The 26306-nt window shown below is 65.8% G+C and carries 21 protein-coding genes; 11 read left to right on the forward strand and 10 right to left on the reverse strand.

The window, feature by feature from the left end; translation table 11 throughout:
• Position 1: 1 nt before the first annotated feature.
• On the reverse strand, positions 2 to 382 hold the full coding sequence (locus ACS3WA_RS01480) for a glyoxalase superfamily protein (RefSeq protein ID WP_438276793.1): 381 nt from the start codon (positions 380 to 382) through the stop codon (positions 2 to 4).
• 123 nt (positions 383 to 505) lie between these two features.
• Between ACS3WA_RS01480 and ubiE the strand changes: the two genes are divergently transcribed.
• The 11 genes from ubiE (at position 506) to trxA (ending at position 17726) form a co-directional block, all read left to right on the forward strand.
• Positions 506 to 1267: a bifunctional demethylmenaquinone methyltransferase/2-methoxy-6-polyprenyl-1,4-benzoquinol methylase UbiE gene (gene ubiE, locus ACS3WA_RS01485; protein WP_438276794.1), complete on the forward strand. Its 762-nt coding sequence runs from the start codon at positions 506 to 508 to the stop codon at positions 1265 to 1267.
• Positions 1264 to 2832 carry a 2-polyprenylphenol 6-hydroxylase gene (gene ubiB, locus ACS3WA_RS01490; RefSeq protein ID WP_438276795.1) on the forward strand — a complete coding sequence of 523 codons (1569 nt, stop codon included), beginning with the start codon at positions 1264 to 1266 and terminating at the stop codon, positions 2830 to 2832. The genes ubiE and ubiB overlap by 4 nt, the downstream gene beginning before the upstream one ends.
• A 67-nt stretch (positions 2833 to 2899) precedes the next feature.
• A complete protein-coding gene (coaBC, locus tag ACS3WA_RS01495) occupies positions 2900 to 4339 on the forward strand; it encodes a bifunctional phosphopantothenoylcysteine decarboxylase/phosphopantothenate--cysteine ligase CoaBC (protein WP_438276796.1) in 1440 nt (479 codons plus the stop codon).
• Entirely contained in the window at positions 4336 to 4794 is a 459-nt protein-coding gene (dut, locus tag ACS3WA_RS01500; RefSeq protein ID WP_438276797.1) for a dUTP diphosphatase, read from the forward strand. The genes coaBC and dut overlap by 4 nt, the downstream gene beginning before the upstream one ends.
• A 265-nt stretch (positions 4795 to 5059) precedes the next feature.
• Positions 5060 to 7576, forward strand: a complete 2517-nt coding sequence (locus ACS3WA_RS01505; protein ID WP_438276798.1) for a PAS-domain containing protein — start codon at positions 5060 to 5062, stop codon at positions 7574 to 7576.
• Entirely contained in the window at positions 7573 to 9096 is a 1524-nt protein-coding gene (gene tsaE, locus ACS3WA_RS01510) for a tRNA (adenosine(37)-N6)-threonylcarbamoyltransferase complex ATPase subunit type 1 TsaE (RefSeq protein ID WP_438276799.1), read from the forward strand. The genes ACS3WA_RS01505 and tsaE overlap by 4 nt, the downstream gene beginning before the upstream one ends.
• 93 nt (positions 9097 to 9189) lie before the next feature.
• Positions 9190 to 9510, forward strand: coding sequence for a PilZ domain-containing protein (locus tag ACS3WA_RS01515; protein WP_438276800.1), 321 nt, complete (start codon positions 9190 to 9192; stop codon positions 9508 to 9510).
• A gap of 372 nt (positions 9511 to 9882) precedes the next feature.
• Entirely contained in the window at positions 9883 to 10605 is a 723-nt protein-coding gene (locus tag ACS3WA_RS01520) for a nucleotidyltransferase family protein (RefSeq protein WP_438276981.1), read from the forward strand.
• A 64-nt stretch (positions 10606 to 10669) separates the two neighbouring features.
• Complete coding sequence (addB, locus tag ACS3WA_RS01525) at positions 10670 to 13822, forward strand: double-strand break repair protein AddB (RefSeq protein WP_438276801.1); 3153 nt, start codon at positions 10670 to 10672, stop codon at positions 13820 to 13822.
• Positions 13816 to 17307 carry a double-strand break repair helicase AddA gene (gene addA, locus ACS3WA_RS01530; RefSeq protein WP_438276802.1) on the forward strand — a complete coding sequence of 1164 codons (3492 nt, stop codon included), beginning with the start codon at positions 13816 to 13818 and terminating at the stop codon, positions 17305 to 17307. Before addB ends, addA begins: the two co-directional genes overlap by 7 nt.
• A 98-nt stretch (positions 17308 to 17405) precedes the next feature.
• Positions 17406 to 17726: a thioredoxin gene (gene trxA, locus ACS3WA_RS01535; protein WP_009796619.1), complete on the forward strand. Its 321-nt coding sequence runs from the start codon at positions 17406 to 17408 to the stop codon at positions 17724 to 17726.
• 145 nt (positions 17727 to 17871) lie between these two features.
• Here the strand turns inward: trxA and ACS3WA_RS01540 are convergent, their stop codons facing one another.
• The 9 genes from ACS3WA_RS01540 to ACS3WA_RS01580 form a co-directional block, all read right to left on the reverse strand.
• On the reverse strand, positions 17872 to 19200 hold the full coding sequence (locus ACS3WA_RS01540; RefSeq protein ID WP_438276803.1) for a bifunctional folylpolyglutamate synthase/dihydrofolate synthase: 1329 nt from the start codon (positions 19198 to 19200) through the stop codon (positions 17872 to 17874).
• Positions 19197 to 20141: an acetyl-CoA carboxylase, carboxyltransferase subunit beta gene (accD, locus tag ACS3WA_RS01545; protein ID WP_438276804.1), complete on the reverse strand. Its 945-nt coding sequence runs from the start codon at positions 20139 to 20141 to the stop codon at positions 19197 to 19199. Before accD ends, ACS3WA_RS01540 begins: the two co-directional genes overlap by 4 nt.
• Before the next feature lie 211 nt (positions 20142 to 20352).
• Positions 20353 to 21183, reverse strand: a complete 831-nt coding sequence (trpA, locus tag ACS3WA_RS01550; protein WP_438276805.1) for a tryptophan synthase subunit alpha — start codon at positions 21181 to 21183, stop codon at positions 20353 to 20355.
• Complete coding sequence (gene trpB / locus ACS3WA_RS01555; RefSeq protein ID WP_438276806.1) at positions 21180 to 22424, reverse strand: tryptophan synthase subunit beta; 1245 nt, start codon at positions 22422 to 22424, stop codon at positions 21180 to 21182. The genes trpA and trpB overlap by 4 nt, the downstream gene beginning before the upstream one ends.
• Positions 22425 to 22571: 147 nt before the next feature.
• Complete coding sequence (locus tag ACS3WA_RS01560) at positions 22572 to 23249, reverse strand: phosphoribosylanthranilate isomerase (protein WP_438276807.1); 678 nt, start codon at positions 23247 to 23249, stop codon at positions 22572 to 22574.
• 158 nt (positions 23250 to 23407) lie between these two features.
• Positions 23408 to 23755: a DUF1049 domain-containing protein gene (locus ACS3WA_RS01565; RefSeq protein ID WP_438276808.1), complete on the reverse strand. Its 348-nt coding sequence runs from the start codon at positions 23753 to 23755 to the stop codon at positions 23408 to 23410.
• A 79-nt stretch (positions 23756 to 23834) separates the two neighbouring features.
• Positions 23835 to 24140 (reverse strand): integration host factor subunit beta, encoded by a 306-nt coding sequence (locus ACS3WA_RS01570; RefSeq protein ID WP_438273727.1) that lies wholly within the window; start codon positions 24138 to 24140, stop codon positions 23835 to 23837.
• 169 nt (positions 24141 to 24309) lie between these two features.
• Positions 24310 to 25287, reverse strand: coding sequence for a signal peptide peptidase SppA (sppA, locus tag ACS3WA_RS01575; protein ID WP_438276809.1), 978 nt, complete (start codon positions 25285 to 25287; stop codon positions 24310 to 24312).
• A gap of 231 nt (positions 25288 to 25518) precedes the next feature.
• Positions 25519 to 26271 (reverse strand): sulfate transporter family protein, encoded by a 753-nt coding sequence (locus tag ACS3WA_RS01580; protein ID WP_438276810.1) that lies wholly within the window; start codon positions 26269 to 26271, stop codon positions 25519 to 25521.
• Positions 26272 to 26306 lie beyond the last annotated feature (35 nt).

Genomic DNA, 26306 nt, shown 5'->3' on the forward strand with positions numbered 1-26306 from the left:
TTTAAACCGCGTTTCCGTCTTCTTCGCTGAAGACCAGCCAGTTGAAGAACGGATCGGTCACCGTCATGGTGGTGGCGCCCCAGGGCTGGCGCTCCAATCCCGGCCGCGCATAGCCGTAACGCTTGGCGAGCAGCCCGGCCTGATAATCCGCGAGCCCCGTCGTCTCGATGATGATCCGCGCGCCGGGCGAGCAGCCTCCATAGTGCTCGCTGAGATGCAGCACCGCCGAGCCCAGCGATATTCCCATATAGAGCGGCAGGTCCGGCTCGAACCGATGCTCGAAGTCAACCTTGAAGCCGAGGAAATCAAGGTAGAACTCCCGCGCCTTGCGAACATCGAACATCCGCAGGGTGGGGGTTATCCTGGCAAACTGCGAGGGCATGAACGCTCCTTTCCCGATGTCGCCGGTTAACCACGGTGGACAGCCGATCCGTCTTCAGATGGACCTCGCTTGTAGCGCAGCGCAGCATGGCAGGCTATGGTCCGGACCATGGAGAGCACGGGCATGGATGGAAAGGACCAGACGACGCATTTCGGCTTCAGGGACGTTGCCGTGGAGGACAAGCAGCCGCTGGTGAACGAGGTGTTCCACAGCGTGGCGCGGCGTTACGACCTGATGAACGACCTGATGTCCGGCGGGCTGCACCGCGTCTGGAAGGACGTGATGATCACGGCGCTGAACCCGCCGCGCGGCGATGCACCGTTCGCGCTGCTCGACGTCGCCGGCGGCACCGGCGATATCGCCTTTCGCGCAGCGAAGGCCGCCGGCCGCGGATTACGGGCCACCGTCTGCGACATCAATCCGGACATGCTCGCGGTCGGCCGCGAGCGCGCGGTCAAGGCGCATCTCGATGATCGGGTATCGTTCGTCGAAGGCAACGCCGAGACATTGGCGTTCGCGGACCGCAGCTTCGACGGCTACACGATCGCGTTCGGAATCCGCAACGTGCCGCGCATCGATGCCGCGTTGCGCGAGGCGTTTCGGGTGCTGAAGCCGGGAAGCCGGTTTCTCTGCCTCGAATTCTCGACGGTGGATGTGCCCGGCCTCGAGAAGGTCTACGACCTGTTTTCCTTCAAGGTGATCCCGCCGCTCGGCGGCGCCGTCACCGGCGATGCCGGCTCCTATCAGTACCTCGTGGAATCGATTCGCAAGTTTCCCAAACCGAACGCCTTCGCAGACATGATCCGCGACGCCGGCTTCGCGCGGGTCAACTGGCAGATCCTTTCCGGCGGCATCGTCGCGCTGCATTCGGGCTGGCGTTTGTGATATCCGCATTGACCCATGCCGCGCGGCTGGCGCGCGCCGCGTTCGTGTTCGCGCGCGAGGGCGTGTTCGGCGTGGTCGATCCCTCGCTGGTGCCGCCGCCCGGTCAACTCGCGCTGCGCATGGCCCGCCTGATCGAGCGCCGGGGCGCGAAATCCGGGCCGCGGCTGTCGCGGGCGCTGACCCGGCTCGGGCCGGCCTATCTCAAGCTCGGACAATTCCTCGCCACGCGGCCCGACGTCGTCGGCGTCGTGATGGCGCGCGATCTGGAAAGCCTGCAGGACCGCCTGCCGCCGTTTGCGCAAGCGGAGGCCGAAGCCGTGGTCGCGGCCGCTCTGGAAAAGCCCGTGGCGCAGGCCTTCGCAAGTTTCGGACCGGCGGTGGCTGCCGCTTCGATCGCGCAGGTTCATCGCGGCGAGATCGAGAAGGAGGGCGTCCGCAAGCAGGTCGCGATCAAGGTGCTGCGGCCCAACGTCGCCGCGCGTTTCCGCCGCGACCTCTCCGATTTCTTTTTCGTCGCCAACAAGGCCGAAGCGCATTCCGCCGAAGCGCGGCGGCTGCGCCTGGTCGAAGTCATCAACACCATGTCGCGGTCGGTGGCGATGGAAATGGACCTGCGGCTGGAAGCGGCCGCGCTGTCGGAGATGGCGGAGAACACCCGCGACGATCCCGACTTCCGCGTCCCCACGGTCGACTGGGACCGCACCACCCACAACGTGCTGACGATGGAGTGGATCGACGGCATAGCGCTGAACGATCATGCGCGCCTTGCGCAATCGCATGTCGACCTGCCCGAACTCGGCCGCAAGGTGATCCAGAGCTTCCTGCGTCACGCGCTGCGCGATGGCTTCTTCCACGCCGACATGCATCCCGGCAATCTGTTTCTCGACAAGTCGGGCCGGTTGGTCGCCGTCGACTTCGGCATCATGGGACGGCTCGGACTGAAAGAGCGGCGCTTCCTCGCCGAGATCCTGCTCGGCTTCATCACGCGTGATTATCGCCGCGTCGCCGAGGTGCACTTCGAGGCCGGCTACGTGCCGAGCCATCACTCGGTGGAGAATTTCGCGCAAGCCATCCGCGCCATCGGCGAGCCGATCCACAATCGCACCGCCGAGGAAATCTCGATGGCCAAGCTGCTGACGCTGCTGCTCGAGGTCACCGGCCTGTTCGACATGCAGACGCGCCCCGAACTGATCCTGCTGCAGAAGACGATGGTGGTGGTCGAAGGCGTGGCGCGCAGCTTCGATCCCAAACTGGACATCTGGACGGTGGCCGATCCCGTGGTGCGCGAATGGATCACGCAGAACCTCGGCCCGCTTGGACGGATGCAGGGCGCGGTGGCAGGCGCCGGCGAACTTGGCCGCCTGCTCTCGGGGCTTCCGGCGCTCGCTTCGCGAACCGTGGCCCTGATCGAGCAATTCGAGACGATGTCCCGCGAAGGGCTGACTTTGGGGCCCGATACCATCGCGGAAATCAAGCGGGCCGAAGCGCGCAGCCACCGCTGGAGCATCCTGGCGCTCTGGGTCATCGCGGCCGCGCTGGTCGGCCTGCTCTGGGCCGCACATTAGAGACATTTGATTGCAGTGATGGCATCTTTTTGCTATCAATGATGGCGCGCTTGACCGCAGGACCGTCATGGCCAGCCTGACCATCCGCAAACTCGACGATGCCACCAAGGCCGAACTGCGCTTGCGGGCCGCGCGCAACGGCCGGTCCGTCGAGGACGAGGTCCGCGTCATCCTGAGGGCGGCGACGACCGCTTCATCCTCTGACGCCGTTGCGGACGATTGGGCATCTCGCAGCGCGATAATATCTCGCAAAAACAATAAGACAAGAAATTCCAATGCCTTGCTCCATGTCACGCTGATTATCGGCGGCGGCATCGCGGCCTACAAATCGCTCGACCTGATCCGGCGGCTGAAAGAACGCGGCTTTATTGTGCACTGCGTCATGACAAATGCTGCGCAGCAATTCATCACCCCGCTGAGCGCCAGCGCCCTGTCGCACACCCGGGTCCACACCGACCTGTTCGACCCCGGCAGCGAATTCGATGCCGGCCATATCCGGCTCGCGCGCGACTGCGACCTGATCGTCGTCGCCCCCGCTACCGCCGACCTGATGGCAAAGATGGCGCATGGCCTGGCCTCCGACCTCGCCACCGCGATCCTGCTCGCCGCCGACAGGCCGATCCTGCTGGCGCCGGCAATGAATCCGCTGATGTGGAACAATCCGGCGACACGCCGCAACGCCGCGCAGCTTGCCCGCGACGGCGTCGTCATGATCGGCCCCGATGCCGGCGAGATGGCCGAAGCGGGCGAGGCCGGCGTCGGCCGCATGGCCGAGCCGACGGAGATCGCGACCGCCGCCGAACGGATTCTCAGGCCCGCGCGCCCGCAGCCCCTCAAGGGCCGCCGCGTGCTGGTCACCGCCGGACCGACCTTCGAGCCGATCGATCCGGTGCGCTATATCGCCAACCGCTCCTCGGGCAAGCAGGGCTTTGCCATCGCGGCTGCGGCGCAGGCGGCCGGGGCCTACGTGACGCTGATCGCGGGGCCGGTCGGCCTCGACGATCCCGCTGATGTCACTGTCAAGCATGTCGAATCAGCGCGCGAGATGCTGGCGGCGGTCGAGGCCTCGCTGCCAACGGACGTCGCGATCTTCACCGCCGCGGTCGCCGACTGGCGCGTCGCGCACGAAGGCGCGCAGAAACTGAAGAAGACCGCGACCGGAATGCCGCCGCTGCAACTGGTCGAGAACCCGGACATCCTGGCAACCATCTCGAACCTGCGCGAGAACCGGCCGGCGCTGGTGATCGGCTTCGCCGCCGAGACCGAACATCTCATCGACAACGCGACAGCGAAGTTCGCGCGCAAGGGCTGCGACTGGATGGTCGCCAACGATGTTTCGCCCGCGACCGGCGTGATGGGCGGCGACCGCAACACGGTGCATCTGCTGACGCGCGATGGTGGTGGCGGCGAGATCAGGACCGAGTCCTTTCCCCTCATGACCAAGGAAGAGGTGGCCGCGATGTTGATCGAACGCATCGTCCCGGCCGTGACGGATCAGCCGGCATGAGCGGACCGATCAAGGTCGACGTCCTGCAACTGCCTCATGCCGAAGGTCTTCCGCTGCCGGCCTACCAGAGCAGCCAGGCCGCCGGCCTCGACCTGCTGGCCGCGGTTCCGGAGCAGGCGCCGCTGGTGCTCGCAGCCGGACAATACGCGATGGTCCCGACCGGACTGGTCATCGCATTGCCGGAGGGATTTGAAGCGCAGGTGCGGCCGCGCTCCGGTCTCGCCGCAAGGCATGGCGTCACCGTGCTGAATTCGCCCGGCACCGTGGATGCCGACTACCGCGGCGAGATCAATGTGCTTCTTGTGAATCTCGGTCAGGAGGCGTTCACGATTCGGCGCGGCGAGCGCATCGCGCAGATGATCGTGGCGCCGGTGACGCGCGTGGAACTCGCGCGCGCCGATTCGCTCTCGGCCACCGCGCGCGGCAGCGGCGGATTCGGCTCGACCGGTTCTTGATCTGGCGCGTTTTCTTCACGCGAACCGGATTCCACTTCGCTCGAAACGCTGTGGCGCTCTCGAGGTCACGCCTCGTCGCAGGAAAAAATCGATTCTATTTTGCAACAATCGTTTCGGAAATGTCGCGGCCGCGCATTTTTCCCTCGCCGGATTCCCGTTCACGGTCTGGACTCTTACCCCTCGAGTCCGCTTAAGCGTAATGTTGGTCGATTCGCGAACGGCGAGCAATTTGCCGGTCGTATCGTCGCGCGATTTTGGGGCAGGCATGTCGGGCGTAATCGCAGTGATGCGTCGGACCTTGCTGTCATGCACTTCGCTGGTGCAGGGCGGCATCGCGGGCGCTGGCGCGGCCGGTCTCGTCGACATCTCGCCCGCATGGGCCACGGAACCGGGCTTGCCGGAACGGCTGATCCAGACCTTCACCAATCTCAATCGGCAGGATCTGACCATGCTGGCGATGGCGCTGGGCGTGCTCGGTTTCTCGGTGGTCTGCGCCATCCTGCTGATGCGCACGCGGGTCCGCGCCGACGCCAACGAGCAACGGCTGCGCGCCGAAATCCGCGAGCTGCAATCGGAAGCCGACCGCTTCCGCGCGCTGCTGTTCGCAGAACCGCAGGTTTTGATTTCCTGGAGCGCCGGCGAGGACCGACCCCGAATCAGTGGCGACACCGCGCTGCTGTTGCCGCAGGATGCGAAACAGCCCTTGCGGATTCTGGCGTTCGGAACCTGGCTGCCGCCGGAACCGGCGTTGCAGATGGATCATGCGGTCGACGCGCTGCGCAGCGCCGGCGAAGGTTTTCTGCTCAACCTGCTTACATCGTCAGGACGGACGGTGGAGGCCATGGGCCGCGCTATCGGCGGTCAGGCGATCGTGCGGATCCGCGACCTCGGCGGATTGCGGCGCGATCTCGCCGAGATGACGCTGCGTCACAACAGCCTGCGGGAAGAAACCGAGATGCTGCGGGCCTTCGCAGCCGCGGCGCCGTGGCCGCTGTGGACGCGCGGCAGCGATGGCAAGCTCAATTTCGCCAATGCCGCCTATGCGCGTGCCACCGAGGCCGCCAGCGCCACGGATGCGATCGAGCGCAATCTCGAACTGCTCGACAGCAACGACCGCCTCGCGATGGCGCGCATGCTGAACGAGCATGCCACGTTTACCGCGCGACTGCCGATCGTGATCGGCGGCGAGCGGCGCATATATGATGTCCACGCGCTTCGCGCCGCCGGCGGAAGCGCCGGCATCGCGCTCGACGCCAGCGAAGCCGTCATGCTGCGCCAGACGATGGAGCGGATGGCGGACGCGCATCGCCGGACCCTCGACCAGTTGTCGTCTGGTGTTGCGGTGTTCGACGGCCGGCGGCGGCTGGCGTTCTACAACGATTCCTATCGCCGGCTGTGGGACCTCGACCGCGCTTTTCTGGACGGCAATCCCGACGATTCCAGCGTACTCGATCGGCTGCGCGCCGGGCGCAAACTGCCGGAGCAGCCGGACTTCCGCGCCTGGAAGGCACGCCTGCACGAAGCCTATCGCGCCAACGAAGCCGCCAAGGACGTCTGGTATCTGCCGGATGGACGCGCGCTCAGCATCGTCACCACGCCGAACCCCGAAGGCGGCGTCACCTATCTGTTCGACGATGTCACCGAAAGCCTGGACCTTGCGCGGCGCTACGACCGCCTCATCACCGTGCAGCGAGAGACCCTGGACAGCCTCACTGAAGCGGTCGCGGTATTCGGCAGCAACGGCCGCGCGCAGCTTTTCAATCCCGCCTTCGCCCGGATGTGGAAGCTCTCGCCCGAGGCGCTCTCGCAGTCACCGCATATCGATACCGTCGAGGCCTGGTGCAAGCCGCTGTTCGACGACGATGCCGCCTGGCAGACGATCCGCAACGCCGTCACCGGCATCGACAATCGCGCCGCGGTGCCGCTCAAGCTCGAGCGCAAGGATGGCAGCGTGCTGGACTGCATGACCATGCCGCTGCCCGATGGCGCCACCATGCTGACGTTCCACGACATCACCGATAGCGAGAACGTGGAGCGCGCGCTGCGCGAGCGCAACGATGCGCTCGAGGCCGCCGACCAGATGAAGGTCGATTTCGTCCATCACGTCTCGTATGAGTTGCGTTCGCCGCTGACCACCATCATCGGCTTCGCGCACCTGATGAACGATCCCGGTACCGGCCCGCTCACCGAGAAGCAGGCCGAGTATGTCAACTACATCACCTCGTCGACCGATGCGCTGCTCGCGCTGACCAACAACATCCTCGACCTCGCCACCATCGACGCCGGCGCCATGACGCTCGAACTCGGGCCGGTTGATGTGCGCAAGACCATCGCGGCGGCGGCGGAGGGCATTCAGGACCGCCTGGCCCGCGACCACATCATCCTGAATGTCGACGTCGATCCGGACATCGGCAACTTCATCGGCGACGAGCGCCGCATCATTCAGGTCCTCTACAACCTGCTTGCCAACGCCGCCGGCTTCTCGCCGCCGGACGCCGTCATCACGGTGAGCGCCCGGCGCACCGAGCACAGCGTGAGATTTGCCGTGATGGACGAAGGTCCCGGCATTCCGCCCGAGGTCAAGGACAAGGTGTTCGACTGGTTCGAGAGCCACGCCAACGGCTCGCGGCATCGCGGCGCGGGCCTCGGCCTGTCGCTGGTGCGCTCCTTCGTGGAACTCCATGGCGGACGCGTGCATTTCGATTCCACCGTCAAGCGTGGCACCAGGGTCGTGTGCGATTTTCCGCTCGACCGGAGCGCGCAGCGCAACGCCGCTGAATGAGTGAACCCTCGACATTCGCAACCGCGCTCGTCAACGAGACCGCGACCGCCGATCTGATGGCGGACCTCGCGCTGCTGGTCGGCCCCGATGACGTCATCACGCTGTCGGGTGATCTCGGCGCGGGCAAGACCGCCGCCGCTCGCGCCATGATCCGCTACCTCGCCGGCGACGACACGATGGAGGTGCCGAGCCCGACGTTCACGCTGGTGCAGCATTACGATCTGCCGCCCTACCCGCTGCTCCATGCCGACCTCTATCGCATCAGCGGCTCCGGCGAACTCGAGGAGATCGGCCTCGCACCACTGCCCGAAGGGACGGTGGTGCTGATCGAATGGCCGGAGCGCGCGGGCGGCGCCCTGCCCGCTGATCGCATCGACATCGCCTTCAGTCATCGCCCGGCGCTCGGCTCGGCCGCACGCGCCGTCGAGATCACGGGTTACGGCAAGGCCGCGGCCCAGGTCGCGCGGCTGGCGGCGCTGCGGCAATTTCTCGATGACGCCGGATATGGCGATGCGAAACGGCAGCGCATGGCGGGCGACGCCTCGACGCGATCCTACGCCCGGTTGATCCGCGGCGACACAAGCTTCATCCTGATGAACGCGCCGAAGCGGCCGGACGGGCCCGCGATCCATGACGGCAAGTCCTACAGCGCGGCCGTGCATCTTGCCGAAGACGTCAAACCCTTCGTCGCCATCGCGCGTGGCCTGCGCGAGCAGGGCTTTTCCGCGCCAGCGATCCATCATGCCGATCTGGAGTCGGGATTCCTCATCACCGAGGATTTTGGCAGCGCGGGTTTCGTCGAAGGCACCCCGCCGGCGCCGACCGCCAGGCGTTACGAGGCTGCCACCGACATGCTGGCGGCGCTGCACGGCCGGACGCTGCCCGAGATCCTCTCTGTCGCGCCGCACATCGCCTACACCATCCCGATATTCGATACCGAGGCGATGCTGGTCGAGGTCGGCCTGATGCTCGACTGGTATCTGCCGGACCGGGGCATCGAGCCGGGCGGCGATCTGCGCGCCGAATTCACAGCGATGTGGCGCGCATTGCTGGAGAAGGCAAATGCTGCGCCGAGGACCTGGGTGCTGCGAGATTTCCATTCGCCCAACCTGATCTGGCTGAAACAGCGTCCCGACATCAAACAGGTCGGCCTGATCGACTTTCAGGACACCGTGCTCGGTCCCGCCGCCTACGATCTGGTTTCGCTTTTGCAGGATGCGCGGGTGGACGTGCCGGAACCGCTGGAACTCGCGCTGCTGGCCCGTTACGTGAAGGCGCGGCTGGGAAGCGGCGCACCGTTCGATCCCGCCGGCTTCGCCGAGCTCTATGCCATCATGTCGGCGCAGCGCAACACGCGGCTGCTCGGCACCTTCGCGCGGCTGAACCGGCGCGACGGCAAACCGCACTACCTGCGGCACCAGCCCCGGATCTGGACCTACCTTGACCGTTCACTGGCTCACCCGTCATTGTCGGGGGCCAGGGCCTGGTATCAGGCTCACATTCCGCCTCCGGCGGCTTGAACACATTTGCTTTACGGCTTGTTAGAAATCGTGCCCTATTCTCTGCGACTCTAAGCCGCACTGCGGGTTGCGGTTTCTCGACGGGAGCAGGCCATGGGTGCGGAACGGCGCAAGGGCGAACGCGTCACCTTCGAGCGCGGATACAGCGCCCACATGATGGGCATCGACGGTACCTGGCGGCGCGACTGCACCATGGAGGATGTTTCCGAACATGGGGCCAAGCTGACCATCGAAGGTTCCATCGAAGGCCTTCACCTGAAGGAATTCTTCCTGCTGCTGTCGTCCACGGGACTCGCCTATCGCCGCTGCGAGCTCGCCTGGGTCAATGGCGACCAGATCGGCGTCAATTTTCTGAAACCAAGCGACAAGAAGAAAAAGGCGGGCCGGCGCAATGGCGCCACCGCAGAGGCCTGATCCTCGAGCCTGTTCGCTTCTGATGGAATCAGAGGCAGGCTTTCAAAAAATAACCGTACCGATCCGGACACACCTTCCCTGTCACGCTTGCGTCACGCCCGGCAGCTATCGCCTGAGATGCGATTCGTCCGTGCCATGATATTGTTCGGTGAATCGACCAGGGCTATTCCGGCTTCGATGGAATCAGGGCCGGGCTCCAGTTTTTTGTTTCGACGCGTTTTCTTGACGCGAACCGGTATCCATTTCGCTTGAAAACGCTATGGGATTTTGTTTGACGCGTTTTCTACGCGGACCGGTATCCATTCTCGGGTCAAGCCCGAGGACATGCCTCGCTTGAAAACGCTACAGGAAGCGCCGGAGACCTCATCGAAAATGCCCGTCACCCCGACCAAAGCCATGGTGCTCGCCGCAGGCCTCGGCCGGCGCATGCGGCCGCTTACGGAACGGATGCCCAAGCCCATGGTGCCGGTGGCCGGCAAGCCGCTGCTCGATCATGTGCTGGACAAGCTGGCGGATGCCGGCGTCAGCGAAGCGGTCGTCAATGTCCGCTACCTGCCGGACCAGATCATCGACCACGTCGCGCATCGCAGCCGTCCGCGAATCATTATCTCCGACGAGCGCGACGAGGTGCTGGGCACCGGCGGGGCGGTGGCCAAAGCCCTGCCGCTGCTTGGCGACGCGCCGTTCTTTCATCTCAACGCCGACACCATGTGGATCGACGGCGCGCGTCCCAACCTGACGCGGATGGCCGAGACCTTCGATCCCGCGCGCATGGACATCCTGCTGCTGATGGCGCCGACCGCAGGCAGCATCGGCTATGCCGGCAGCGGCGACTACGCCATGCTTGCCGACGGCGCATTGCGCAAGCGCCAGGAAAACCAGATCGTTCCGTTCGTCTATGCCGGCGTCGCCATCATGTCGCCCGCGCTGTTCGCCGGCGCGCCCGTCAGCGAGTTCTCGCTGACGACCATGTTCGATCGCGCCAACGAGCGCGAACGCCTGTTCGGGCTGCGGCTCGACGGCGTCTGGATGCATGTCGGAACCCCCGACGCCATTGAGGCGGCCGAGAAAGCGGTACTGGTCAGCGCCGCCTGACGTCGTGGGTCGTCGTCACTCCCCGCGCGTGCCATGATGGCCTGATCCCGAATCAAGGTCCTTCATGCGCGTCCGCAACGTCCCCCCGTCAGCGCCGTTTCTGCGCACCGTCATCACCGCGCTGGTCGATGGCGCGCTGATCGAGGGATTCCGTCCACGCGCGCAGCCCGAACGGCTTGCCGAGGCCACGCTCTATCTGCCGACCCGCCGCGCCGGCCGCATGGCGCACGACATCTTTCTCGATGTGCTGAATGTCGATGCCGTGATCCTGCCGCGCATCGTCGCGCTCGGCGACATCGACGAGGACGAACTGGCCTTCGCGCAGGCCGCCTCCTCTTCGGCGGAGACGCTCGACCTGCCGCCCGCGCTTGACGGACTGTCGCGCCGGCTGGCGCTGGCGCAGCTCATCGACGCATGGGCGCGGCAACTGAGGCCCGGCGATCCCGCGCAGGCGCCGCTGGTTCTCGGCGGTCCGGCCTCGACGCTAGCGCTCGCCGACGACCTCGCGCGGCTGATGGATGACATGGCGACCCGCGGCGTGGCGTGGCGCGCGCTCGACGCGCTGGTGCCCGACGCGCTCGACAGATACTGGCAGCTCACGCTCGATTTCCTGAAGATCGCGCGCGAGTTCTGGCCAGCGCACCTAAAGGAAACGGGGCGGATCGAACCGGCGGCGCGGCGCGACCGCCTGATCGAGGCTGAAGCCGCGCGGCTCGCCGCGCATGGCTCGGGACCGGTGATCGCGGCGGGGTCCACCGGCTCGATGCCTTCGACCGCGAGGCTGCTGCACGTCATCGCCGGACTGCCGCAAGGCGCGGTGTTGCTGCCGGGACTCGACACCAACCTCGACGAAGACGCGTGGCAACTGATCGGCGGCATCAGGGACAAAACGAGCGGCGACTTCATCACGCCGCCCGCCGCCGGTCATCCGCAGTTCGCGCTGCATGCCCTGCTCAAGCGGTTCGGCATCGCGCGTAGCGAGGTCGAAACGCTCGGCGCGTCTGCGCCCTACGGACGCGAATTGCTGGCCTCGGAGGCGATGCGCCCCTCGGACGCCACGGCGAAATGGCACACGCGACTTGCCGAGCCCGGGGTCGCGGAGAAGATCGCAGCCGGCATGACCGGCCTCGCCGTGATCGCCGCCGCCAATCCCGAAATGGAGGCGCTCGGCATCGCCGTCGCGATGCGCGAGGCACACGACCAGAACAAGACGGCGGCGCTGGTGACGCCCGACCGCGCGCTGGCGCGGCGGGTGATGGCCGCACTCGGCCGCTGGAATCTGGCATTCGACGATTCCGGCGGCGACGCGCTGATTGATACGCCCGCGGGAATTTTCGCGCGACTGGTTGGAGGCGTGGCGTGCAACGCTCTGGAGCCGCCGACACTGCTGGCGTTGCTGAAGCATCCGCTGTGCCGACTCGGGCGCGCGGCCGGCGGATGGACGCGCGCAATTACGATATTGGAACTGGCGATCCTGCGCGGCACGCGACCGCCGCCGGGCAGCAAGGGACTGGCGGACGAGTTCACGCGCTTCTGCGGCGAACTGGACAAGCTCGGTCGTGGCGAGAGTTCGTCGCTCCATCGCAGCGAGCCCCGCGCCGCGCTGAAACCGCATCAGCTTGACGAAGCCAAAACGTTGATCGCGGCCTTGCAGGCCGCGCTGGCGCCGCTCGAAGGCGATGGCGCAACGCGGTCGGCGGACTTCACCGTGCTCGCCGCGCAGCATCGCGACGTGACCGAGGCGTTGTCGCGCGACGAGCAAGGCATCGCCACCGCGTTCGAGGGACAGCATGGTCTCGCGCTCGCCGCCGCTTTCGACGATCTCGGCGGGGCGGGAGAGCGTAGCGGCCTGACGGTCAGGATCGCAGACTATCCCGAGGTGTTCGAGACCGCATTCGGCGACCGCATCGTGCGACGGCCGCAGGTTGCGACGGCGAGCCTGCGGATCTTCGGTCCTCTCGAAGCGCGTCTTACCCACTGCGACCGCGTCATTCTCGGCGGTCTCATCGAGGGCGTCTGGCCGCCGGCGCCGCCAAGCGATCCCTGGCTCAGCCGCCCGATGCGGCATGATCTCGGGCTCGACCTTCCGGAGCGGCGCATCGGCCTGTCCGCGCACGATTTCACGCAACTGCTCGGCGCGAAAAAGGTCGTTCTCAGCCACGCCGCCAAGGCCGGCGGCGCGCCGGCGGTGGCTTCGCGCTTCCTGCATCGTCTCGAAGCCGTCGCAGGCGCGGAGCGGTGGCGGGCAGCGCTCCAAGCCGGCGCAAGCTATATTCAATTCGCCGAGGCGCTCGACCGTCCCGACGAGGTCAAGCCCATCGCCCAGCCTGCGCCGAAGCCGACGCGCGCCGCGCGGCCGACGCGCCTCTCGGTGACCGCTATTGAGGACTGGCTGCGCGATCCCTACACCATCTATGCCAGACATATTTTGAAACTGCTGCCGCTGGAGGCTGTCGACATGCCGTTGTCGGCGGCCGACCGCGGCTCTGCGATCCACGACGCGCTCGGTGATTTCACCAAAATCTATCCGGCGGCCTTGCCGGACAATCCCGCGGAGGTGCTCCGCGCCATCGGCGAGACCCGCTTCGCGCCGCTGATGCAACGGCCCGAGGCGCGCGCGCTGTGGTGGCCGCGCTTCCAGCGCATCGCGGCATGGTTCGCGGAGTGGGAGCAATCGCGACGGGCGCAACTCGTGACGATCGATGCCGAGGTCAGCGGGGCAATCGAAATCCCGATCGACGGCGATCGCAATTTTATCCTGTCGGCACGCGCCGACCGCATCGAGCATCTCGGCGACGGAAGCTTCGCGATCCTCGACTACAAGACCGGCAGCCCGCCGAGCAGCAAGCAGGTGCGGCTCGGGCTGTCGCCGCAGCTTACGCTGGAATCCGCGATCCTGCGCGGCGGCGGCTTTGCGGGCATCCCCGCAGAAGCGTCCGTGAACGAACTCGTCTATGTTCGCCTTAGCGGCAACAATCCGCCCGGCGAACCCAGGCCGGTCGATCTCGACAACGGCAAGAGCAAGCAATCGCCGGATCAGGCCGCCGATCGCGCCCTTGAGAAACTCACGGCGCTGATCCTCGCCTTCGACAATGAGGCGCAGGGCTATACCTCGCTCGACCTGCCGATGTGGAAGACGCGCTACGGCACTTACGACGATCTGGCGCGCATCAAGGAATGGTCGGCGGCTGGCGGCCTGGGGCTGGAGGAATGGTGAAGGCGTCCCGCCCGGTTCATCCCGACGCCAGCGCGCGCCAGCAGCGTGCGTCCGATCCGGCGACTTCGGTGTTCGTGTCCGCCAATGCCGGATCGGGCAAGACTCACGTTCTGGTGCAGCGCGTGATCCGCCTGCTGCTCAACGGCGTCGATCCGGCGCGCATCCTTTGCATCACCTTCACCAAGGCCGCCGCCGCCAACATGTCGGAACGGGTATTCTCGACGCTCGGGCAATGGGTCACGCTCGACGATGACGCATTGAACGCGGCGCTGCGCGACGTCGGCATCGCGCAGCCCGATGTGAAATGGCGCGAACGGGCGCGCAAACTGTTCGCCTCCGCGCTGGAAACGCCGGGCGGATTGAAGGTGCAGACCATCCACGCGCTGTGCACGCGGCTGTTGCAGCAGTTTCCGTTCGAGGCGCGGGTGCCCGCGCGCTTCACCGTGCTCGACGAGCGCGACCAGACCGAGATGATGGAGCGCGCCAGCCTCAAGGTCATGCTCGCCGCCTCGCAGAATCCGGACAGCGCCGCCGGCCGCGCGCTGCAATACGCCATGGGCGCGGCGGCCGATACCACGCTGCGGGACGTCCTCAATCAGGCCTGCCTCAGCCGCGACCACGTCATGGACTGGACCGAGAATCGCGGCATTGAACAGGCGATCCGCGATGTCGCCGCAGCACTCGGCGTCGATCCCGCCGGGCGGGTCGAGGATGTCGAACGCGAGATCATCAATGGGCCGAACCTGCCGCGAAGTATATGGCTGAATACTGCGGCGCTGATCGCAACAGGCAGCTCAAACGACGTCAAGCAGGCCGAGCGGTTGCGCGCTGCCCATGCGGGAGTGGGCGACGCCGCGCAAGCAGACGGCTACCTGAAGCTGTTCCTCGATTCGAAAAACGAACTGCGCGGCAAGCTCATCAATGGCCCCCTCGCACGGGCGCAGCCCGCGCTTGCTGCCATGCTTGACCGCGAGATGCCGCGCATCGCCGCGCTGCTCGAACGCCGCCGCGCGCTCATCATTCGCGACCGCACGCAATCGTTGCTCGTCATCGCAACCGCGATCGCTGCAAACTACCGGCGCGAGAAGCAGGAACGCGGCCTGCTGGATTACGACGACCTGATCGACAAGACGCTGGACATGCTGAACCAGACCTCGCCGGGCTGGGTGCATTACAAGCTCGACCGCGGCGTCGATCATGTGCTGATCGACGAGGCGCAGGACACGAGCCCGAAGCAATGGGACATCGTCGAGCGCATCATCGCGGACTTCACGACCGGCGAAGGCGCGCGCGAGGGCGTGCGCCGGACCGTGTTCGCGGTCGGCGACGAGAAGCAGTCGATCTTCTCGTTCCAGGGCGCGGCGCCCCGCGAATTCGACGAACGGCGAAACAAGCTGGAGCGGAAGTTCAGGGACGCGGACCTTCCGTTTCGCAAGGAGGATTTCATCTACTCGTTCCGCTCCGGCAAAACGATTCTGGAGTCCGTGGACTACGTGTTTCGCGACCAGGCGATCTACAGCAGCATCCATGCGGTCGGCGCTTATCCCGTGCATGAATCGCTTGCCGACGCCGCGCCCGGCATCGTCGACCTCTGGAGTCTGGAGGAGCGCGACAAGCGGGAGGAGATCGAGGGCTGGCGTGCGCCGTTCGACACGGTGTCGGCGACCAGCCCGGAAGTCAAGCTGGCGCGGCGCATCCAGAGCGAGATCAGGACTCTGATCGCACGTGGTACCATGACGGGACATGAAGGCGCGCGCCGTCCGCTCAGATACGGCGATGTGATGGTGCTGGTGCGGCGGCGCGGCAACGCTTTTGATGCGATCATTCAGGCGTTGAAGCAGTCCGGCATTCCAGTTGCGGGTGCCGACCGCCTCAAGCTGACCGAGCACATCACGATCATCGACCTGATGAACCTTGCGGATGCGCTGCTGCTGCCGCAGGACGATCTGGCGCTGGCGGTGGCGCTGAAGAGTCCGCTGTTCGGTCTCGACGACGACGACCTGTTCACGCTGGCATGGCAGCGCAAGGGCTCGTTGCGCGATGCGCTCGCCGACCATGCCGCGGCAGGCGACAAATTCCGCGACGTGTTCGATCGCCTGAAGGCGTGCGAAGGTCGGGCCGCGCGCGAGACGCCGTTCGCGTTCTATGCGTGGCTGCTTGGCGAAGACGGCGGGCGACGGCGAATCCTGCGGCGGCTCGGCCATGAAGCGAATGACGCACTGGACGAATTCCTCGAGCTGGCGCTGACCTATGAGCGCAAGGCCCCCGCGGCGCTGCAGGGATTCATGGCGTGGCTGCGCGCCGCCGACACCGAGGTGAAGCGCGACATGGAAATCTCGCGCGACGAGGTGCGGGTGATGACCGTGCACGGCGCCAAGGGACTGGAAGCTTCGGTGGTATTCCTCGCCGATACCGTGACCTCGCCGGCCGACACCGAGCGCCTCAGCCTGATCCGCATGGCGCGGGGCAACGCGCCCGCCGATGCGGCGGGCGTCACGGTCTGGGCCGGCCGGAAGGCCGAGGATCCGCCTTGCGTGGCGCAGGCCCGCGCCGCCATGATCGCGGAAACCGAGCACGAATATCGCCGCCTGCTTTACGTCGCAATGACGCGCGCGGCCGACCGCCTGATCGTCGGCGGCTGCAAGCCCGGCAATATAAAAAATGTGCGCGAGTTCTCCTGGTACGACCTGATCGGCAAGGGTCTGGAAAAATCCGGCCTCGCAAGGCAGGAGATCGAGACGGCCGCCGGTACGGTCAAACGTTACAGCCGGCCGGGGGAGGACGCATCCGCCGCAACCGGTCCGGCCGCAGAAACCATCGCCACGCAAATCGCCCTGCCGCCGTGGCTACATGCGAAGGCTGCGCCGGCAGCGCCCCCGAACCGGTCGCTTCGCCCCTCGGAGGCGGACGACACGGCGCATCGACGCATCCGGCCCGGCGAAACCACCGGCCAGCGCAACCGCGCGCTGGTGCGCGGCACGCTGGTGCACCGTCTGCTGCAATCGCTGCCCGACATGCCGGCCGATCGCCGTCGCGACACCGCGCTGGCCCATCTCGCCCGCAATGCAAGCGACTGGAGCGAGGCCGAGCGCGACGGGCTGGCCGTCCAGGTGCTGTCCTTGATCGATGATGCCCGGTTCGCGCCGGTCTTTGCGGACGGTAGCGGGGCGGAAGTGGCGATCGCCGGGCGGCTGACGACGCGGCGCGGCGATCCCGTTCTGGTGTCCGGCCAGATCGACCGCCTCGTGGTCACGCCGGAGGCGGTTCTGATCGTCGACTTCAAGACCGGCCACGCGCCGCCTGCAAGCGAGGCCGAAGCGCCCCCGGCCTATGTCCGCCAGCTTGCGCTCTACCGCGCGGTGCTGGCCCGGCTGTATCCGCAATTGCCCATCAGGGCCGCGCTGCTCTGGACCGAGACGCCTGAATTGATGGAGATTTCAGCCGCGATGCTTGAGGCCGAGCTGGAAGCCCTCATCTCGGCGTGAGAAACCTTGACCCGGCAGGATCGCCTTCTTAACTTGGCACATAAGCGCAAGCGCATTCATTCACGGCGCGCGTTCTCATCGAGGCAACGAGGTATTCCATGGCTGTTGGCAAGGTTTCGGACGCCAATTTCGAAGCGGAAGTGCTCAAGGCGACTGGCCCGGTCGTGGTCGATTTCTGGGCCGAGTGGTGCGGCCCCTGCCGCATGATCGGTCCGGTGCTGGACGAGATTTCCAGCGCCATGGGCAGCAAGGTCAAGATCGTCAAGCTCAACGTCGACGAGAGCCCGCGGACGGCCTCCAAATACGGCGTGATGTCGATTCCGACGCTGATGATCTTCAAGGGCGGCGAGCTGGCCTCGCGTCAGGTCGGCGCCGCGCCGAAGCAGAAGCTGGAGCAGTGGATCACCGCCACGGTCTGATTCGTCCGCTTCCGATTTTTTGAAATTTTGCGAACGGCCGGTTCACCACCGGCCGTTTTTGTTTGGGTGTGCCTCTTACCTCCCCCGCAAGCGGGAGAGGGGGCTCGCAACGCATCACCGATACGTTTGCATTAAAATAAATAATTTAGCTCGGCGGCGTGCCGTTCTCCGCCAGCACATGACCGGCGAGATAGAGCGATCCCGCGATCAGGATGCGCGGCGGGATTTCATAGGCGAGCCGCGCCACCGACTGCAGCGCCGCGCTGACGCTCACCGCGGTTTCGGCGCGCATGTCGAGCGCGCGCGCCGCATCCGCCAGCACGTCCGGCGGCATCGCATTGTCCGTATCCGGAATCGGCACGGCGATGACATGGCGGGTCAGCCCTGCGAAGTTGGCAAGGAAACCTCGCGCATCCTTGTTTCCCATCATGCCCGTTATCACCACCAGCGGCCGCGACACCCGCTCCTCGAGATCACCGAGCGCAGCAGCCGCCACCCGTCCGCCGTCGATATTATGTCCGCCGTCGAGCCAAAGCTCGGCGTCGCGCGGCGCTCGATCCACCAGTCTGCCTGACGTCAGCCGCTGCATCCGCGCCGGCCATTCCGCACTCGTGACGCCGCGCTCGAACGCCGCGGCGTCGATGCTAAAGCGGTCCTGCGCCCGTAGCGCCGCGACCGCGAGACCGGCGTTATCGAACTGATGCCGGCCGAACAGCCGCGGCGCGGCAAGGTCGAGCAGGCCGCGCTCGTCCTGATAGACCAGCCGTCCATGCTCCATGCTGACGTGCCAGTCCTGGCCATCGGCGTGCAGCGGGCTGCGCATCTGCTTCGCCCGATGCTCGATCACGGCCTGCGCCTCCGGCAACTGCGCGGCAGCGATCACGGGCACGCCGCGCTTGATGATGCCGGCCTTCTCGCCGGCGATCTGCATCAGCGTGCCGCCGAGGAATTCGACGTGGTCGATCCCGATGGGCGTGATGACGCTGACAAGCGGCGTTTCCACCACGTTGGTGCTGTCGAGCCGGCCGCCGAGGCCGACTTCCAGCAGCAACACGTCGGCGGGAATTTTCGCGAACAGCAGGAACGCGGCCGCGGTCTTGATCTCGAACTGGGTGAGAGGCTCGCCACCGTTGGCGCGCTCGCATTCGAGCAGCGCGTCGCGCAGGTCGTCGTCGCCGACCAACGTTCCAGCCAGCCGCACGCATTCGTTGATCCGCACCAGATAGGGCGAGGTAAAGACGTGCACCCTCAATCCGGCGGCCTCAAGAATCGCGCGGAGATAGGCGACCGTCGAGCCCTTGCCGTTGGTGCCGGCGACATGAATGACAGGCGGCAGCCTGCGTTCGGGGTGATCGAGCCGTTCGAGGATGCGCCACATCCGGTCGAGCGTGAGGTCGATCTTTTTCGGATGCAGCTTCGAGATTCGCGCGACGACCTCGCCGAGCGGCGTTTGATGGGACGGAGCAGCGCTCACGCGGGAGGCGCAGGCGGCGGCGCCGCGTCCGTTGCAGGCACGGGCTCGGCCGGCTCATCCGGACCGGCCGGCGGTTCTGCCGTCGCATCGAACGCAGGCGCCTTGGTCAGCAGCCGGCACAGCCGCGCCAGCGTCGGCCGCAACTCATGGCGATGCACCACCATGTCGACCATGCCGTGGTCGCGCAGATATTCGGCGCGCTGGAAACCGTCCGGCAGCTTCTCGCGGATGGTCTGCTCGATGACGCGCGCGCCCGCAAAGCCGATCAGCGCGCCGGGCTCGGCGATGTGGATGTCGCCGAGCATCGCATAGGACGCGGTGACGCCGCCGGTGGTCGGATTGGTCAGCACCACGATGTAAGGCTGGCCCGCCTCGCGCAGCATCTGCACCGCGACCGTAGTGCGCGGCAATTGCATCAGCGACAGCACGCCCTCCTGCATCCGCGCGCCGCCTGAGGCCGCGAACACGATGAACGGACATTTCTTCTCGACCGCGAGCTCGAGGCCGCGCACGATGGCTTCGCCCGCCGCCATGCCGAGCGAGCCGCCCATGAAATCGAAATCCTGCACCGCGACGACGACGCCGGCGTTTTCCAGCTTGCCGTATCCCACCTTCACGGAATCATTCAGTCCGGTCTTGGCGCGGGCATCCTTGATGCGGTCGACATACTTGCGCTCGTCGCGGAACTTCAGCGGATCGGCCGCCACCTCGGGCAGGGCGACGTCGTACCAGGTCTCGTTGTCGAAGATCGACCGCAGCCGCGCATCGGCGCTCATGCGCATGTGATAGTTCGAGCCGGGAATGACGAACTGGTTGCTCTCGACGTCCTTGTAGAACACAAGCTGACCGGTGTCCGGACATTTGATCCAGAGATTCTCCGGCGTCTCCCGCTTGAGCATATTGCGGATCTTGGGGCGGACGACATTCGTCAACCAGTTCATGCTTTACTCCGTAACGCCACACCATCCAGCGATGGCCCGAACCCTTTCCCCTTGTGGGATAGGGTGGCAAGCACCGCGCGAAGCAAGGTGCGAGCCCGGTGAGGGGTTCTATCGCAAACAGGACGAGGGGACGATCCCTCACCCGCCTCACCGCATACATGCGGCTCGGGACCCTCTTCTACAAGGGGAGAGGTAAAGCAAAGACTATTCCTCATCCCGCTCTGGCCGACCGCACACCCTCGGCCAGCGACGCCACGAGACCGGCGACCGCGTTGACCGTCCCGGCCGTCGCCTTGCCCTCGGCGTCGAGGCTGCGGCTGAGCGCATCGACCAGCGCCGAGCCGACCACCGCGCCGTCGGCGCCCTCGGCGATGCCGCGCGCGGCCTCCGGGGTGCGGATACCGAAGCCGACGCAGACCGGCAAATCGGTATGGCGCTTGATGCGTCCGACTGCCGCGCCGACGGCGGCCGAATCCGCCGCCGCACTGCCGGTGATGCCGGTGATCGAGACGTAGTAGACGAAACCGGAGGTATTCGCGAGCACCGCAGGTAACCGCTTGTCGTCGGTGGTCGGCGTCGCGAGGCGAATGAAATTCAGCCCGGCCTTCATCGCCGGGATGCACAGTTCGGAATCTTCCTCGGGCGGCAGATCGACGACGATGAGGCCATCGACGCCGGCGGCCTTCGCGTCGATAAGAAACCGCTCGACGCCGTAGATGTAGATCGGATTGTAGTAGCCCATCAGCACGACCGGCGTCGCGTCCTCGCCTTTCCGGAAGTCGCGGATCATCTGCAGCGTCCTGGTCACGGTCATGCCCGCATTGAGCGCGCGCCGGCCGGCGGCCTGGACGGACGGACCGTCCGCCATTGGATCGGTGAACGGCATTCCGATTTCAATGATGTCGGCACCGGCCTCAGGCAGCGCCTGAATGATCGCGAGCGAGGTCGCGGGGTCCGGGTCGCCGGCCATCAGGAAGGTGACGAAGGCCGCGCGGCCCTGCTTCCGCAAGTCGGCAAAACGCGTGTCGATACGGGTGGTCACTTCTTCCTGCCCTTCAAGATCTCGCCGACCTGCGGCACGTCCTTGTCGCCGCGGCCCGAAAGATTGACCACCATCAGGTGATCTTTCGGGCGTTCGGGTGCGAGGTCGATGACCCGTGCGATCGCATGCGCCGATTCCAGCGCCGGGATGATGCCTTCCAGCCGCGACAGCAGTTGAAACGCGTCAAGCGCTTCCTCGTCGGTCGCGGACAGATAGGTGACGCGGCCGGTCTCATGCAGCCATGAATGCTCCGGACCGATGCCGGGATAATCGAGGCCCGCGGAAATCGAGTGCGCGTCCTGGATCTGGCCGTCGTCGTTCATCAGGAGATAGGTGCGGTTGCCGTGCAGCACGCCGGGCCGTCCGCCGGTGAGCGAGGCGGCGTGCAGCTTGTCGAGGCCGTGTCCCGCCGCCTCCACGCCGAAAATCTCAACCGACGAATCGTCAAGGAACGGATGAAACAATCCCATCGCGTTGGAGCCGCCGCCGATGCAGGCGATCAGCGAATCCGGCAGCCGCCCTTCCGCCTCCTGCATCTGCGCGCGCGTCTCCTCGCCGATGACCGACTGGAAGTCGCGCACCATCATCGGATAGGGATGCGGCCCCGCCACCGTGCCGATGCAATAGAAGGTGTTGTGCACGTTGGTGACCCAGTCGCGCAGCGCCTCGTTCATCGCGTCCTTCAGCGTGCGGGTGCCGGACTGCACCGGCACAACTTTGGCGCCCAGCATTTCCATGCGGATGACGTTGGGCTCCTGCCGCGCCACGTCGACCGCGCCCATATAGACCACGCAGTCGAGGCCGAAACGCGCGCACAGCGTGGCGGTGGCGACGCCGTGCTGGCCCGCGCCGGTCTCGGCGATAATGCGCTTCTTGCCCATGCGGCGCGCGACCAGGATCTGGCCGAGCACGTTGTTGACCTTGTGGGAGCCGGTGTGGTTGAGCTCCTCGCGCTTCAGATAGATTTTCGCGCCGCCAGCGCGGCCGGAGGCCGCGGCAATGTCCCGAAGGTGCCCGGTCAGGCGCTCGGCGAAATACAGGGGCGACGGCCGGCCGATATAGTCCTTGCGGTAGCCGGCCATCTCGCGCTGGAACGCCGTATCAGTCCTGGCTTCGGCATAGGCCTTCTCCAGATCGAGGATCAGCGGCATCAGCGTTTCCGCCACGAAGCGGCCGCCGAAAATGCCGAAGTGGCCGCGCTCGTCGGGGCCGGATCGGAAGGAATTGGGGAGAGAATTCATTGGCACCCTTCGTCATGGCCGGATTTATTCCGGCCATCCACGTCCTGCTCGCTGTGATTTCCGGCAGAGGTGAATGCCCGCGAAACGGACAGGTTTGCGCAGTCTGCGACTCTGCGCAGGCACGACGGCTGCCGTGGTTCTCCGGAACTACCCAACATGGGAGGTCGCTTCGCGCAAACTGGTTGCGGCCGCTCGCGCGGCCCGAATGAAATCCCGGATCATTTCCGGATCCTTGACCCCCGGCGCGCTTTCCACGCTGGAGGAGACATCGACGCCGCCGGCGCGCGTGATCCGCACTGCGTCCTGGACGTTGCTTGCGGCGAGGCCGCCGGAGATCATGAACGGAATCTCAAGAGCCAGGTTTTCCAGAACCCGCCAGTCGAAGGGAACGCCCAGCCCGCCCGGCCGCGTGGCGTCCTTCGGCGGACGCGCATCGAACAGCACACGGTCGGCCGCAGCGGCGTAACCGGGCAGTTCCGCAAGATCGGCTGATGTCTCGACGCCGATCGCCTTCATGACCGGCAGCCCAAACCTCTGCCTGATCTCGTGTATGCGAGCCACGGTTTCCTTGCCGTGCAATTGCAGCAGATCGGGCCGCAAGGCCTCGACGATGCCGTCCATCGTCGCGTCGTCGGCATCCACGGTCAGCGCGACCTTGACCGCGCGACCGCGCACCTGCGCGCCGAGTTGGTGCGCACGCGCCAGATCGAGATGCCGTGGCGAGGCCGGAAAGAACACGAATCCCGCCATATCGGCGCCGGCCTGCAGCGCCGCATCGAGGGTCGCAGGGGTGGACAGGCCGCATATCTTGACGATCAGGGACATGGGTCTCGAACGATCCGGCGCGCACACGGACAACCGGCGACCCGGCCGGTTCCGGGCATCACACGCGCTCGCGCGGGTTCTACAACGTCGCGTGGCCCTTGTCTCGTCCGCGCGCAGGGGCCGTCGGAAAGTTCTTTGCCTTGGCAGCGGGGACGCCGCTATCCGGCCCGGCGCGTCAGATCCGGCAGCCGCGCGGTCTCGCGGGACTCCCAGCGCGATCGCAGGTCGGCCAGTTCCATGCGCGCCTCCCGCGCATCCGCCTCATACTGGCGCACCTTTTGACGCCAGCGGCGCTGCCCGAACCGGGTCGCGACGCTCCCGGCCACCACGCCGAAGATCGCAACCGCAATGATGAGGATGAACAGCGGCAGGGTGATGGTGGCCATCCGGTCGTTCGCATCGAAGGGATCGAACGTCACCGTCACCGGATGACGGTTTGCGAACGCGAACACGATGAAAAGCACACCAAGCGGAATCACGATCAGGCCGGTCAGGAATTTTCGCATGATCTCTCTCGCGACGGTAGCGTCAAGCACTCATGCTGACAGGTTCGGCAGATTCATGGGGCCGTCCCCCTGAATGTTCCTACGCGCTCGCTTCACTCGCCGCATTCTCGCGATTGAGCCGCTCGCGCATTTCCTTGCCGGTCTTGAAAAACGGCACGCTCTTCTGATCGACCGGGACGTGTTCTCCCGTACGCGGATTGCGACCCGCACGCGCAGGACGATGTTTGACCGAGAACGCCCCAAAACCACGCAGCTCGACCCGATCGCCCCGCGCAAGCGCGGCGACAATCTCGTCGAGAATCGCGTTCACGATGTTCTCCACATCCCGCTGATAGAGGTGCGGGTTGTGCTCGGCGATGCGTTGAACGAGTTCGGATTTGATCATCGAGACTGGGACCCATATATGGGAGGGTCCATTTCCGTGAAAATGGTCAGGACTGTCAAGTCGCTAAATGCGATTCGCACGGTTCAGGGAAGCCGCCGCAAAAATTCTGCACCGCGGCATTTGCGGGCTCCTTCCAGCAAAAAATGCCCGCGCGCGTCCGATTCGAGCCTCAATTCGAGGGCGCTGGCTGCCACAATGCCAGCATTCCGTCGAGACCCAGCCGATCCGCCGCCCGCACCACGCCGGCCTGCTCCACCTGACGCGCAATGCCGCTCAGTCCCAGCGCATCGAAGGTCACGAAGGCGGCGGTGCGCAGGAACGTCAGGTCTCCGAAGCGCGGCGACAACTTGAAATCGCGCACCGGCAGGTCGGGAGCGACTTTCTTCTCGGCGACAAGCCATGCGATCGCGGTCTTTTCGTCGCCAAGCTGATCGATCAGCTTGAGGTCGATCGCCTGCCGTCCGGTGAAGACGCGGCCGTCGGCGACCTTCTCCAGTTGCGCAGCGTCCATGCCGCGCCGATTCTGCACCAGGCCGCGGAACCAGGCGTAGGAATCCTTCACCAGCGCATCGATTGCGGCCCGCGCCTCCGGGCTGGTCGGCTCATAGCCGTTCGGGGCCGCCTTCAGCGGCGACGATTTCACTTCCTCGACCTTGATTCCGACCGTTTTCAGAAGATCGGTGAAATTCGGATACTGAAACAGCACGCCGATCGAGCCGACCAGCGCCGTCTGCTGCGCGACAATGTGATCGGAGGCGAGCGCGGCGATATATCCGCCCGACGCGCAGAGCCCTTCGACCACCACCACCATCGGCTTCCTGGCCTTCAAACGCATCAGGGCGTCGTAGAGCTGTTCGGATCCGGACGTGGTGCCGCCCGGCGAATTGATGTGCACGATGACCGCGGGCGCGTTCGACTTGCCGAGCCGCTCCAGCGCCTCGACGCGATTCTGGTCGCTGCGGATCAGGCCTTCGATATTGACGCGCTGGATGGCGGTGGCACCGGTCAGCCTGCGGCCCCACGGCGTGGCGTAGGCCGCAACGGCGATAAACGCGGCAATCGCGATCGCTGCCGATGCGACTCGCCAGAAAGTGAGCTTGCTGCGCAACCTGCGGCGATCGACGATCACATCCGACTCAATCGACATCGACTTTCTCCTCAAGGACCGCAATTCCGGGCTTGTATCCTGGTGTGCGCACGGCACCGGCTTCCGCCAGCCAAAACCCGGACCGAACAACTACACCAATTGCGGCGCAATATGAAGAAAGCAAGGCCGGGCCGTCCCGGCCATCCAGGTCTTCGCGGCGGAAATTTCCGGAAAGACGTGGGATGCCCGACATAAGCCGGGCACGGCGGCTCCGTCCGAAGCAAACCCGCTCTAGGCCAGCGGCTGCCGGCCGCGCCGATCCGGCGCGATCAGCTCGGACCGCGGCCCCGACAACCGCTTGTGCATATGGACCATGAACGCCATGCCGAACAGCGGCGTCGCCAGATTGACGATCGGGATCGCCACGAAGCCTGCGATGATCAGACCGGCCATGAACACCGTGGCGGCGTGGTCGCGGCGCATCGCCTTGGCCTCCGCAGGCGAACGAAACCGCATCGCCGCGAGTTCGAAATATTCCCGGCCGAGCAGCCATGCGGTAGCGATGAAGAAGGCGATGAAGCCCGCGCCGGCCACGAACACGAAAGGCAGCGCGATCAGGTAGACGAGCAGCGTCAGAGCCGCGGTCTTGATGCCTTCGGACATCGCGAGGCCGAACGGCAGCGGCGCGCCCGGATGGTCCGCCGGATAATGCTCGCGCTCGACGATCTCGCCGACGTCGTCGACGAACACGCTCGCGACCAGCGAGGTGATCGCGGGCATCAGAAACACCGCGCCGAACACGATGCCGAAGCCCGCGGCGATCGAAATGATCCAGGCCAGGATGTTGAGCGGTGTGTGGAAGGTCGGCCCCAGCACGGTCTCGGCCCAGAGCTCGCCGGAACCGGCGAACCAGCTCAAGAGCCGCTGCAATCCGACCGAGACCACGACGATCAGCACCAGCGCAAGCCCGATGGCGCGCCACAGGATGGCGCGCATCGGCGGCGACAGTATCTGCATGAGAGCTTTGACAGCAGCGCCGATCATGACCGTCAGTTTCCGGTGAACCCTGGGCTCAGATA

This window comes from Nitrobacter sp. (assembly GCF_051535235.1).
Classification (GTDB): domain Bacteria; phylum Pseudomonadota; class Alphaproteobacteria; order Rhizobiales; family Xanthobacteraceae; genus Nitrobacter.